10 protein-coding genes and 1 other RNA gene are annotated in these 13075 nt (G+C 42.4%); 6 read left to right on the forward strand and 5 right to left on the reverse strand.

The genetic code is table 11. The features are described from left to right. Positions 1 to 193: 193 nt before the first annotated feature. A complete protein-coding gene (locus FC15_RS03070) occupies positions 194 to 1456 on the reverse strand; it encodes an MBL fold metallo-hydrolase (RefSeq protein WP_057823852.1) in 1263 nt (420 codons plus the stop codon). Positions 1457 to 1548: 92 nt separating this feature from the next. Further along, on the reverse strand, positions 1549 to 2919 hold the full coding sequence (locus FC15_RS03075) for an amino acid permease (protein WP_057823853.1): 1371 nt from the start codon (positions 2917 to 2919) through the stop codon (positions 1549 to 1551). Between the two features lie 174 nt (positions 2920 to 3093). On the opposite strand from FC15_RS03075, the gene ssrA reads away from it, so the two are divergent. Beyond that, positions 3094 to 3462, forward strand: a transfer-messenger RNA (tmRNA) gene (gene ssrA / locus FC15_RS08975). 432 nt (positions 3463 to 3894) lie between these two features. Here the strand turns inward: ssrA and FC15_RS03080 are convergent. Then, positions 3895 to 4983 (reverse strand): toxin Cry1Ac domain D-VI-related protein, encoded by a 1089-nt coding sequence (locus FC15_RS03080; RefSeq protein ID WP_057823855.1) that lies wholly within the window; start codon positions 4981 to 4983, stop codon positions 3895 to 3897. Positions 4984 to 5168: 185 nt separating this feature from the next. Then, positions 5169 to 5945: a Cof-type HAD-IIB family hydrolase gene (locus tag FC15_RS03085; RefSeq protein ID WP_057823856.1), complete on the reverse strand. Its 777-nt coding sequence runs from the start codon at positions 5943 to 5945 to the stop codon at positions 5169 to 5171. Between the two features lie 244 nt (positions 5946 to 6189). On the opposite strand from FC15_RS03085, the gene FC15_RS03090 reads away from it, so the two are divergent. The 5 genes from FC15_RS03090 to FC15_RS03110 all read left to right on the forward strand — a co-directional run bounded on the left by FC15_RS03090 (position 6190) and on the right by FC15_RS03110 (position 10628). Then, positions 6190 to 6537, forward strand: coding sequence for a hypothetical protein (locus tag FC15_RS03090; protein WP_057823858.1), 348 nt, complete (start codon positions 6190 to 6192; stop codon positions 6535 to 6537). Positions 6538 to 6616: 79 nt separating this feature from the next. Next, a complete protein-coding gene (locus FC15_RS03095; protein ID WP_057823861.1) occupies positions 6617 to 7339 on the forward strand; it encodes a helix-turn-helix domain-containing protein in 723 nt (240 codons plus the stop codon). 76 nt (positions 7340 to 7415) lie between these two features. Beyond that, positions 7416 to 8210, forward strand: coding sequence for an IS3 family transposase (locus tag FC15_RS03100; RefSeq protein WP_235803321.1), 795 nt, complete (start codon positions 7416 to 7418; stop codon positions 8208 to 8210). Positions 8211 to 8358: 148 nt separating this feature from the next. Next, the gene (locus tag FC15_RS03105) at positions 8359 to 9096 is read left to right on the forward strand and encodes a response regulator transcription factor (RefSeq protein ID WP_057823862.1); all 738 of its coding nucleotides are present in this window, start codon (positions 8359 to 8361) and stop codon (positions 9094 to 9096) included. Beyond that, positions 9093 to 10628: a sensor histidine kinase gene (locus tag FC15_RS03110; RefSeq protein WP_057823863.1), complete on the forward strand. Its 1536-nt coding sequence runs from the start codon at positions 9093 to 9095 to the stop codon at positions 10626 to 10628. The genes FC15_RS03105 and FC15_RS03110 overlap by 4 nt, the downstream gene beginning before the upstream one ends. A gap of 210 nt (positions 10629 to 10838) precedes the next feature. Here FC15_RS03110 and FC15_RS03115 read toward each other — a convergent pair whose 3' ends face one another. Further along, positions 10839 to 13070, reverse strand: a complete 2232-nt coding sequence (locus FC15_RS03115) for an LTA synthase family protein (protein ID WP_057823865.1) — start codon at positions 13068 to 13070, stop codon at positions 10839 to 10841. Positions 13071 to 13075: the final 5 nt, after the last annotated feature.

Here is a 13075-nt window from a genome sequence, read left to right on the forward strand (position 1 = left end):
TTAATTATGGCACAACTGTTCAGAAATTTATGTACCAAATACTAGGATAGGAGCAGTTTAAGTTATAATTCATGATTCAATCAAAAAACGTTATCAACCGACAAGCCATCCAAGTCTAGACTATCTCTTGGAGTGGCATGTGGTTGATAACGTTTTTTATATCTTTTCAGTTTGATATGATCTAACTCAATCTTCACTTAAACTCGTAATACAAATCTCGTTCCGGCAACCATGCTTCGGTGTGGGTGGTGATTAGCTGATCAGCGAGTAGTTCTGGTTTGAAGCTATGCCAAGGAACCGTGTAGCGTGCGTTGATTTGCTTAGCTAGCGCGAAGATGTCTTGCTTGGCAGCATGTCCGCTTGCACCCATTGGGATGAATTCGAGGTGTTGCTCGTCCAATATTGATTTAAGTTTGTTGAAATTAGGATCGTAGTCACCGAGAGGTTCGCCGTTGAGGTGCAGGTAAACGCCGTCGTGAAAATCGGCCAGGCGATGATGTTGCTGCCATGAATTTTGAACGACAAATTTTTCTGGTGAATGTTGTAGTGTGTTTAGTAAATCTTGCCAGTGCCAGTTGAATTCATTAGGCGCTATTTGGTTATCAATGATTTGATAGCATGTCACGTCTGGTGCGAAGGCACGAATGAGTTGTGCATAGTTAGCTTCCCAGATGATTGGTCGATTCGCCTCAAGTGCAGCCTGATTTAGATTAATTAATCGTTCAACGTTGCGTGGATAGGGGTTAATTAATAGGTTGGTTTTGACATTAGCCATCTGTTTCTTGAAAAGTGGGACGAGATCTTGCTCACGATAGATAGGCTCGGTGTTATTTCCAGCAATGACGAGTGGCTGTTCGGTGTCAAAACTGTAGGTCGTCGCTTCGGTAAGATAAACAAGAAGTTGATTCTGCACGCGAGTCGCCCAGTTTGTCACGCGATCCTGATGAGGGCCGTTAATACGTACATCGCCTGAATGCATGAATTGATGTTCCCCATCGTCAATTAGAAATGCCATCGGGCCAACCGTGTCGTGGTCACTCAGGAAGCCTGTCACCTGTAAATGGCCGACTTGAATGGTTTCACTATCATTAAGGCCATGTAAGTTAGCAACACGTGTCTCAACGCCTTCGTCCATCAGCACGTCATACAGTTTCTTTGCGTCGTTGGAAAGATAGATGGGGATCTCAGTGTTCTGAAGATATTTCAACGCGCCCATATGATCAATATGCAAGTGAGAAATAAAAATGGCTTGGTGTGCGAATTTTTGTGGTTGATCGGGTAATAAGAGATCAGGCAGATGGGGGAGATCGTGGTCGTCCATGGCTTGTTGGACTGTTTTCTGATCAAAATTTGACGCGATTCCAAAGTCCATGATGACACGACTGTTTTGGTGAACAAATTCAATCATATTGCCGCCAATGGTATCCGTGCCGTTTAAGAAGCGTAGTGTGGTCATCTGATAACTTCCTTTGCTTTAAATACAGCGATAAACACTGTGTTAATGTTTCGTAACAGTTTAGTGTATCTTAAAAGTTATTAAAGCACAACTTAAGATAAATGGTGATTCCGTTTTGATTTGAGATGACTAAGAATTGCGAGTAGGCACAGCCAAATCATCGCAATCAGTAGGGCAATCAGCGTGCTACGGTTGAGCAGCAAGATGACAAATGTGAAGCCAAGAAAGATGAGAACAAGGTAGTCACTGTAAGGGGCAGCTGGCAGCTTAAATTGGCTACGCTGACCAGTTTTTGTCCGGCGATAACGCAAGTGCGCAATGATGATTGCACCCCAGATGAAAATAAAGCAAGTTGTGGCGACACTGGAGATCAGTGTGAAAACTTCGCCAGGCATGAAAATGTTGAGAAGCACAGCAATTGCAATCACGATACCTGAAAACAGCAACGCATTTTTGGGGACGTGATTTTTTGAAAGATGTCCGAGCTTTTGTAGATGTGGCTGGTGACTCTTGAGTGTCAGTGAGAATAACATGCGTCCCGCTGAGAAAAGCGAGCTATTGCAAGCAGATGCGGCTGCGGTTAGAACGACAAAGTTGATTAGGCTGGCAGCAAACTTGATGCCGATACTATCAAAGACGGTGACGAAGGGACTCTCGTTTGGATTAACTTGATTCCATGGGTAAATGCCCATGATCACAAGGAGTGAACCAACGTAAAACAGAATAATTCGTAACGGAATTTGATTGATGGCTTTGGGAATAACTTTTGTTGGATTCTGAGTCTCAGAGGCAGTCAAGCCAACCATTTCGATACCTACGAAACTAAAAACGACCATTTGAAATGATAATAAGAATCCGCGGATGCCTTTTGGGAAAAAACCGCCGTAGCTGATTAAATTGCGAAGATCGGCGTGTCCAACCGGTGTTTTGACATGACCAACCATCATGAAGACGCCGACGATGATTAGCGCGAGGATTGCGATGATTTTAATCAAGGCAAACCAAAACTCCGTCTCACCGAAGAGCAAAACGGTGATGGAATTCAGTGTCAGTAAAATGGCTAAAATAATCGTTCCAGGCAGCCATTGAGGCACGTTGGGCAACCAAAAGCGAACATAGAGACCAATCGCAGTGACTTCTGCCATTGCGATTGCGATCCAGCAAACCCAGTAAGTCCATCCAGCGATGAATCCGGCGGTTGGACCAAGATAATCGTTAATGAAGTCAATGAAGGATCGATGTTGCAAATTCGATAATAATAAATCACCAAGTGCTCGCATCAGAATGAAACAGACAATGCCAGTGATTAAGTAGGCCAATAGAATCGCCGGGCCAGCCAAATGAATTGATTTGCCGGCACCAAGGAACAGTCCTGTGCCGATGGTGCCACCAATAGCAATCAGTTGGACATGGCGGTTTTTGAGATTACGTGCAAGTTCGACTTGTGGTTCTGGTATAGACATGAAAATCACTCCCGATTTTCATTATAGACTGTTTATCACTGAAACAGTCATGAGTAATTTTCATGATAAGATGAAAACAACCGCATACTGCAGCATAGGATGAGAGAGGCTAGAATCGCAGGGGTGAATTAGCTTCCAATTAGGCCACAAACATGGTATAATCGTTAACGTACTGGGGATGTTCTGGATTCGACATGTGTATCTGAGCGTCAATTGCATTCCGTAGGTCACGTCTACGTTAAAACGTCACAGTTAATCTAACTGCAAACAATAATAAAGTTTCTTACGCGGTAGCTGCCTAAAACACAGCGCGCGTGATCCTGCCGAGTTAGCCTAGAATTCGGATTTTGGGTCTCAAATTAATAGGCTACGCTTGTTCGTGCCGCTTGAATGAACAAGAAGAGATGATCAAGCTCGTGATTATCGGTTAGCCTTGTGGCATGGCGCACGATAACCATTAAATCTTAAATAATGCGACTATGAGTGTAGATATTGGCGTAGCAGTATGCATGGACAGGGGTTCAATTCCCCTCATCTCCACCGATTAGCAAGCAGTAGTTATCTTGGGACGTTAAAACCCTTGGTACTACTGCTTTTTTATTTCCTTGGGTGATTATGAAATAACGTCAAAAAGTATTAAATGGTAACATTTGTGGTAACAGCTGGAAAATCGTTATCTCAAAAGATAGTACAGACTAATGTAGCTAACAATAGCTCCCCACGGATGCATGCCACTGTCTAAGAAATTAGATGGTGTTTTTTTATACTTTCAATTGGACGTGATAATCAGTAAAAGTTTCTACGATATCTTCGATTTGTCAGAGTCTATAACTTCTTTTACAGTTATTGTTTGTTTTTATGCTCACATATTCGCTAGCAGGACAGCTAACTTCAAATTATAAAAATTAAAAAAATCATGTACCCCGGGAGCGTTGATCCCAAGGTACATGATTTTTTAATTCTTCACGATATCAATTACATTTTCTCAAATTTAATTGTCCAATTTCCATCTGACTCAATGCTAATAGGATAGGTGCCAGCATCAATCCCTTGAATTTGTGAACCTGAATAATTACCAATTTCATTTACGAGTAAATTATCTTCACCGTTCATCACGACAAAATTACTTTCACCGGAATTGGTGGTTGTAATTTTGTAACTACCGTTCTTTGGTATTTTCATGAATATAACGGAAGTACCCGACCCAGATGCTTGTAATGATTTGTTGATTTTTGCCGGGTTAATCTTTTGGACAATATTAAAATTCCAATTGCCATCGGATTCGACACTGAATAGATAGTCTCCATCTGTTGGTATTTCTATATATAGTGAACCAGAATAGTTGCCGATTTCATTAATCAGAATACTTTTGAAATCCGTTCCATCACCATTTTTCATATCAACTACAAAATTAGACGATCCAGCATTATTTGCAGTAATAATGGCATAGCCAGTTGTAAGCGAAAATTTTTGAAAGACATTATTCCCAGTTCCACTTACGGTTATGCCTCTGTATTTTGCGGCTTTTTTTATGGCTTTGCTGGAAGCTGCGGCTTGACTTGCAGCAGCTCGGCTTGATTCTGCTACTTCGTCTTTGCTCACAGCGGCGGCCTTGGAACTAGCTTTTTTGCTTGCAGCCAACGCCTTAGAGCTAGCTTTTTTGCTGGAAGCTATTGCCTCAGATTTATCAACCGCATCTGCTTCTTTGCTATCCTTGGCAGCTTGTCTAGCATCTTTAGATGATTGTGCTGTTTCGTACGCAGGAAATAGGTGATACGCAGCTTTCATATGCTTCTTTAGCTTTGTCCTGTTATTACTGGAAGGAAGTGAATTAACTTCTTTATTAACAGCCTCTATTTCATCTTCTTCCACACCATCGCGGAGTTCTGTGTACTGAACGTCAAAAAGTGAGTTGACATCTGTTCTAGCAGCAGTTAGTTTTGAAACCTTTTTGCTTGAGCTAACAATTGATTTCTTATTGCCCGTATTGCTGTGTTGTGTGCACCCCGTGAGTACCAAAAAACTTAGCCAAATTATAATTATTGCCCAACCTTTTTTCTTCACAAATATTCCTCCATAGCCAGAGTTGACTCTGGTATAATTATATTTGATTATAAAATATTCAATCCTCTTTCATACCCGTGGAAGGGGATTTTGTGTGTTTAAGAAGCATGTGATAATTTGGTAGTTTACTTCGAATGAGATTCTCGTAATTGGATAAATATTCAACTAAAGGAGCTTTTTGCAGTTTATATCAGTTCAAAGTGTTTCAGTCCATTAATAATGCCGCCATCAATATTACTATCAGTCACAAATTCGGCAACTTTTTTAACTTCTTTCAGACCATTACCCATGGCAACGGGGTGGTCAACATATTTCAACATGCTGAGATCGTTCGGGCCATCGCCGAAACCGTACGTTGGCAGGCCGTCGAGTTCGAGATCTTTGACCAATTCCTTGATACCGTTCATTTTCGAGATGCCGCTTTTGACGGTGTCGATCGAAAAGGGACTGTTGCGGTAATAAGTCAGTTGGGGAAAGCGTTCATGGTAATAATGGTCGTTGCTTTTTGTTAGTAGCAGTAGCATTAAGATTTCATTGTGCAAGTAGAAATCTGGTTGCGCTTCGGGAATCGGCGTGTGGATCAGGCGATAGGCGGCGTTGATATTCTCGTCGTCTTTTGAAGCCTTGATTTGGTCCGTGGTATAAAATGAAACGGCGTCACCCAGCTCGTTAGATAGTTTAACAACCTGATCGACCAGCTCGGTGTCAATTTTACCTTCGAAAACAGGGCGGTGGTCGTGTTCGAGATAGCTACCGTTGAGGCTGATGAAAGTATCAATGCCCGTCATTTCGCGAGCACCGACAATTTCTAAAGGTGAACGGCCGGTATTGATGACGGGCAAGTAACCATTACCGCGCAATTGATGAACGGCTTGACCGACATCGGGATCAACGGCGGAATTTGCGTTTAGAAGTGTGCCATCCAAGTCGAAGAAGACGACACCTTGATAATTAGTTTTCAATAGATATGACCTCCAATATTTTTCCCTTTCATCTTAACAAACTTTGGGGAAGAGGTACACTGTCTGGTTGTGCGCCGTTATCTAAAAGCTTTGCATCGCGCTGTGATTCAAGTAAAATATAAATTAATGAATTCGAGTCAAGCTCGTGTAAAAAATGATATACTAATAGTGTTTAAATGGGTTTATTTGTGAAGTTGATCCAAGTATTGATTATCAGTGACAATAGTGTTTGTGGAGGCTGCTTATGATTTATCTGATTAGTGGTTTACTTATTTTTGCGATGGGTTTATTTTACTTAATTCATCCGGCCAAATCTCCAACCCGCGTTTATAGCTATAGCTCAGAACTGGCAACGGCAACGCGCAGTGGCTTTTATCTAGCTCAGCGCTGGTGTCGCAACGCTTTTTTATTTGTTGGCGCGATTGAATTGCTGTTAGGATTCATTGTGACCTATTTTCATTTGACTTATTTTGAGGGTGCTTGGACATTGACAGTTTACCTGGCAATCGCTGTAATTTTCTTGCATACCGAAGTGAAGCTGCGTCATTACTTAATGCGAATTGGTCAACTCCCAGCCGCTTATCAAAAATAGTTCAGTATTATTGGGCTATACTCCTACTTAAGTAGACAAGCAAATAATCAAAGCTTGTACACTTAGGAAGGAGTTTTTTATGGGAAGAAAAGGTTCCCGCTATACATTGAAGGAAAAACTGGCGTGTATTAGCTTAGTGGAGCAGGGAATTACTCCTAACGCAGTTGGCACTCAGTACAATATTAAAGGTGAACAGATCCAGCAATGGGTCCAACGTTATCACAAAGATGGCGAAGCGGGATTAAAGCGAGCTTGGCCGCACCGTTATCCAACCGAGCTAAAGCTGGAAATCGTTCAAAAATATCTAACAAGACACACGTCATATCCACAATTGGCCAGAGAATATCAAATTCCTAACGTGGCAGTTATATATCAGTGGGTAACCCGGTATACTAGTGGTAAATCATTAGAAACTACTAGGGAGAAAAACGATATGAGAGATGGTCGTAAAACAACTCAACTTGAACGAATTGAGATCGCACAATGGGTGATTGCCAATGATCTAGACTACGTCGGTGCTATAAAGAAATTTAACGTCTCATATGGACAAGCCTATACCTGGGTTAGAAAGTTCAAACGAGATGGTTCGATGGGCCTAGAGGATCGTCGTGGTAAGGCGAAAGAAGATCATGGTCAATTAACTGAGAACGAGAAATTAATGCTTGAAAACAAACGGCTTCAGGCCCGCGTAATGCGGCTCTCAACGGAGCTAGCCGTGCGGGAAAAAATCCAAGAATTAGAGAGAAGGAATGTCCTCAAACAGAAAAATATCAAGTTATTAAAGAACTCACACAAGAAGTGAATTCAGATAACGATCAACCTTATAATATCGGCTATTTGTGTACCTATACGGGAATTTCACGATCAAGTTACTATAAGTGGTTAAATCACGGTCTAAGTCAGCGTCAGATCGACGATCAAGCTGTTGTAAAGTATATGATCGAGCTAGAGGAACAACACAACTCTACGGTGTTGAGAGTCTAACAATGTATGTTAATAAGAATACCAAGTATCATGTTGGACATAATAAAGTGCGACGATTAATGGCCGAAAATGAAATCAAAGCATCTATCAGGGTTAAGAAACATGATCGACATGAGGAACATAAAGAGCAACTCTCGGCTAACCTTCTGTATGATGCAGATAAGGGTCATAATTTTCATCCAGATGAGGCTAACCATATTTGGGTAACTGATTGTAGCGAATTAAGATATGGTCTTAGAAATCAGTATCGGCTTCGCCTAAACGCCATTAAGGATCTATATGATCATAGTATTATTGCTTGGCAGGTAGCCGAAACTGAGACATCGGTGTTAGTTACCGATACGATCAGGTTGGCTTTAGAGAACACAAATGCAATTAAACCAGCCATTTTACACAGCGATCAGGGTTCTAGCTACACCTCTGGTGAATACAACACTTTCCTAGCAGGTCATGGCATCAATCATAGTATGTCACGAGCGGGTACCCCTGGCGATAACAGTTCTATAGAATCCTTTTGGAGTCACATGAAGGACGAATTTTTTGCGTTCAGAACGGCGCAATCAAAGAGTGAATTACTTGCTCAGATCAATGAGTTTATTCGCTGGTATAACTTTGAGCGGCTTCAAGTAACATTAAACGGCATGACGCCGATAGAATATCGAAATCATGCCGTTCAAGAATGTGCATAAACACTTTAATTATTTGATTGTTCTCTTGACAGGAGCCGAGCCTTGTTCACTTTTTTGACATCTATGAAACCTTTTTGCTTTTTCAGTGAAAATGTGTTTTTTAGGTTGCACAGCGTTTATAATATAAATCACAGGATGTGGGGTAACTATGAGAATATTAATGATTGAAGATAATACGTCTGTTTCCGAAATGATGGGAATGTTTTTTCAAAAAGAACAATGGGAAGTCGAATATGCTTACGATGGCAACGAAGCAACCGATAAATTCAAAGCCGATCCCGAAGGCTGGGATATGATCACGCTTGATCTGAATTTACCTGGCAAAGACGGTATGCAGGTAGCCAAGGAGATTCGTGAAATTTCGAAGACGGTGCCAATTATCATGTTGACTGCCCGCGATAGCGAGAGTGACCAAGTCTTGGGACTCGATTTAGGCGCGGATGATTACGTCACGAAGCCGTTCAGTCCAATCACGTTGATTGCCCGAATCAAAGCCATTCATCGGCGAGCTGATTTGTCCGCCACAACAGATAGCGACGCACAGAATCGACCGACCATTGATCAAGGCGAATTTGATGTGATGACTGATTATTTCAAACTGAGTTCGAAGACTCGTGAAGCTTTTTTGAATGGCAAAGAGATTCCCGGCTTAACACCGAAAGAATTTGATTTGTTAAAGACACTTGCGAAAAAACCACGCCAAGTTTTTTCACGGGAACAATTATTGGAACTGGTTTGGGACTATGAATACTACGGCGATGAGCGTACGGTTGATGCGCATATCAAAAAGTTACGTCAAAAAATTGAAAAAGTCGGACCTCAAGTGATTCAAACCGTTTGGGGTGTCGGCTATAAATTTGATGATTCGGAAGCTGGAATTGAATGAAACTCATTTATCAACAGATGCTAGGTTTCTTCCTGGTGATTTTCACCACGCTGTTGATTGTCAGTGCTGCGGTGATCAACTACAATAATCGACAGGCTTACGAAACGACCTGGCAACAATTAGAAGGTTATGCCGATAAATTCGGTGAGCTGTTCACACGAACTGATCCGCAGACGGGAACCTACCAGGCGATGTCTTCGGATTTTTTAAACGAAGTTCGATTTGTTCTGAGTAACGATCAAGTCTATTACGCGATCTTTAACGAGGGAAATGAACAAATTTATCCGACGGCCGGTGTTTCTGCAGGGAACCTGCAATTGGATGCGAAGACCTGGAAACAACTCAAGGCGGGTAAAATTATTCATTCACAGACGAATCGGTCGCAAAGCCAAGGGCCTAAAATTGGTGGTGGGGAGCTGGCCTATGTCGTCTACCCTTGGTTCAATCAAGATAAAAAATTTGTCGGTGCGATGTATATTGGTTCCCGGGTCACTCGAATCAAATCGACGCTACGTGAGATGAAAAATAATTTACTTGTTGGGCTGGCAGCCTCACTGCTGGTTGCTTTAGCGGTCAGTTTTGTCTTGGCACGTTTCTATGTCCGTCGAATCAACCGCTTGCGTCAGGCAACACGTACGGTTGCTAGTGGAAATTTCGATGTCGAGCTGGTTTCAAACGGACGCGATGAGATCGACGACCTAGCTTCTGATTTCAATAGCATGGTTTCCTCGTTGGATGAGTCGCAGAAAGAAATCGCGCGGCAAGAACAGCGTCGTCGCGAATTCATGGCAAACGCGGCGCATGAGATGCGGACACCTTTGACCACAATCAATGGTATTCTCGAAGGTTTGGAGTACGATGCCATTCCTGAGGAAGCGAAGGACAAGAGTTTCAAGTTGATGCGTAAGGAAACGCAGCGGTTGATTCGTTTAGTTAATGAGAATCTGGATTATGAAAAAATCCGTTCGAATCAAACCGTGTTGAATAAACGCGAGTTCAATGGTACTGAAGCCGTCGGTAATATTGTCGAGCAATTGACCCAGAAGGCGATGGCTGCTGGTGATGAACTGGTTTTGGCCACATCAGATCCTGTGAAGGTCTTTGCGGATTATGACCGTTTCATTCAAGTTATCTTCAACGTCACACAGAACGCGATTCAGTTCACTGAAAACGGCCGAGTCACGTTGGCCTTGAAGCAACTTGAGAATGGGGCTGAGATTACAATTAGCGATAATGGTATTGGCATGAGTGACGACCAGCTGAAAAATATCTGGGAACGCTATTACAAAGCAGACCCATCGCGAAAGAACACTAAGTACGGCGAATCCGGCTTGGGCCTAGCCATCGTGCATTCTTTGATCGAGCAACATCATGGTCATATTGAAGTGACGAGTAAGCTCAACCATGGGAGTACGTTTACCATTTTCTTCCCGAACCAAACGATTGCTAAAACAACGATCACTGAGACAACTTCCAAACAACAGCGAGGACGTCAGAAACATAAAGAACCGAAAAATAAAACTGAAAAATAAGCATTGAACGTCACACTCAAAAAGGCATCCACCAAATTGACAATTCGCAGATTGTTAAAGGGTGAATGCTTTTTTGGTGTTGGCCTGTTGACTGATTATTGGCGATAGACAGCCTGTTTGAGTCGTCGTAGTTCACCATTTAAGGACTAAAAAAGAAGTTGGCCACCAATTGCGTGGATGATCAACTTCTTTTTGACGATCGTCAGTTAATTAGTTCTTGGTACGGGAAGATTGATTCGTTGTCTTTGAGGATCGTTTCGATGACGTCGCACGGGAAGATTGGCTCGATTGACTGCTTGAACCTGATTCTGGTAGGGTGTCAATTTCTGTTTTAGCATCCGTGATTTCTGGTGCGTCCGTTTGATAGAGGTTTGTCGTACTCTTATTCCCATTTTCACTGAATAAGGAGGTCGATTCTTTCTGTAAACTCTGGCGTGTCGTGATTAAGGAATTGACTTGATCGAGATAACTATAATTATCCGGATTAACTGGTGTAAAGCCAGCCGGCGTGTAGAAACGGAGCAGGTTTTTCGTGTTCAAGGAATCTGAGAGGGCGAGGGCATTATCGACTTTCTTCTGATCTTCGTTGAGTATCTCCGTCTGTTCTGGAGTCAGATCGATCAATAATTCCCCAGTTTGATTATCGTAGACATTCCCTTTAGCACCGCTGCCGCCTAATACCGTGTATTGATTCGTCACAAAATTATTATTACGAAAGGCGACGAGTTGTTGATGCTGGCTGGAGAGGAGGTCTTGACCGAAGAAGGCATATTTGCTGGTGTTGATGCCGAGTAGATGTAGTAATGTTGGGAGGACATCAATCTCACCACCGTACGTTTTCTTGATGCCACCCTTAAGCCCATCCATATGTAACATGAACGGCACTCGCTGCATCTGTGTATTATCAAAAGCGGTCCAATATGAGGTGTCTTTTCCAACAAGTGGCGCCAGGGATTGATTATCCTTATCTGATAGTCCGTAGTGATCGCCATAGATCATCACCAAAGTGTTTTTTGATAAACCAGATTTATCTAGGTACTGGAAGAATTCCTTGACGGCCTGATCGAGATAGTGAGCGGTCGCGAAGTAATTATTCACAGCCTTATCCTTAGTCGTTGGTCGAATAAAGTCGCTATCATCATCTGAAAGCAGGAATGGCATATGGTTCGTCACCGTGATAAATTTGGTGTAGAAAGGCTGTTGCAACTGTTCTAAATACTTGATGCTTTCGGCAAAAAGCAATTTATCCTTGATGCCATAGCCGATTTTGGCAGAGGTGGACGCGTTGAAGTAACTAGAATCAAAGAAATAATCATAGCCAAGGTTCTTATAGACATGATTTCGGTTCCAGAAACTGCCGACATTGCCGTGGAAAACAGCGCTCGTATATTGATCGGTTTGTTGCAGAATCGCAGGGGCGGCTTGGAAAGTGTTGTCGGCACCCAAAGAGGTAAAAACCGAGCCCTCAGGCAAACCAAACGTGCCAGTTTCCAACATATTTTCAGCATCAGAGGTTTTTCCCTGACCAACCTCGTGAAAGAAATTGCTGAAACTTAGCGTGTTCTTATCATGATACAAACTATTCAAGAACGGGGTAACTTCCTGTCCGTCATATTTGTAATCAATCAAGAATTGTTGGAAGCTCTCTAAATGGATGATGATCACATTTTTACCGGCAGCCTTACCATAATACTGGGGGTTGGCGTCGACTTGGTGCGTTTTGACATAATTCAGGACTTTATTAATATCAGTGCCATCCGCGGACGAACGAATCTGATTATTCTGCGCAGTCTTCATACTATCGTAAAAAACGAAGGTATCTAGCCCTAAATATTTTACAATATAGTTTCGATCAAACGTCCGCGTCAGTAATTGTGGTCGATTGGCTTCACTCAAGGTCAAGTTGAAGAGGAAAACAAAAACAGCGAGAGACGTTGTCGTGAACGCGAAACGCGGTTTAAATGGCCGCAGGTCGACTTTTAGCCAGTGACGCGCCAATGACAGGGTCACTGCGAAAACATCTAGCCAAAGGAAGATGTCGTACCATTGCAGCAACGAAATCGTGCTCTTACCCAGTCCGGCTGAAACCTTGCTAGCATTCATGATCGTATTAAAGGTTAAAAAGTCGGTAAATTGGCGATAATAGAGCACATTACTGAAGAGCAGCAACGTATTGAGTGCGTAGATGGTGAACATGATGGCGTAACTCAACTTGGGCCGCTTGATATACAAGCCGATCGACAACAGCAACATGGTCGTTCCGATTGGGTTGAAGAACATCAGGAAGTGTTGCAACGGATCAGTTGCGCCTAACGAAAAATCAACGTAATAGGCGAAAACTGTCTTCAGCCAGAATAGCAATGTGATTAAAGTAAAGAATCCCAGTCGTGTTTGGAGAAAACGACCGATTTGTTGTTTTTTCAAAAGGAAAACCTCACACATATAAT

Source organism: Lapidilactobacillus concavus DSM 17758 (assembly GCF_001435835.1).
Classification (GTDB): Bacteria; Bacillota; Bacilli; order Lactobacillales; family Lactobacillaceae; genus Lapidilactobacillus; species Lapidilactobacillus concavus.

Bases quoted from the DNA above. Each gene is read 5' to 3' on its own strand.
- FC15_RS03070 (WP_057823852.1), bottom strand. From the start codon at position 1,456: ATGACCACACTACGCTTCTTAAACGGCACGGATACCATTGGCGGCAAT.
- FC15_RS03075 (WP_057823853.1), bottom strand. From the start codon at position 2,919: ATGTCTATACCAGAACCACAAGTCGAACTTGCACGTAATCTCAAAAAC.
- FC15_RS03090 (WP_057823858.1), top strand. From the start codon at position 6,190: ATGATTTATCTGATTAGTGGTTTACTTATTTTTGCGATGGGTTTATTT.
- FC15_RS03095 (WP_057823861.1), top strand. From the start codon at position 6,617: ATGGGAAGAAAAGGTTCCCGCTATACATTGAAGGAAAAACTGGCGTGT.
- FC15_RS03105 (WP_057823862.1), top strand. From the start codon at position 8,359: ATGAGAATATTAATGATTGAAGATAATACGTCTGTTTCCGAAATGATG.
- FC15_RS03110 (WP_057823863.1), top strand. From the start codon at position 9,093: ATGAAACTCATTTATCAACAGATGCTAGGTTTCTTCCTGGTGATTTTC.
- FC15_RS03115 (WP_057823865.1), bottom strand. From the start codon at position 13,070: ATGTGTGAGGTTTTCCTTTTGAAAAAACAACAAATCGGTCGTTTTCTC.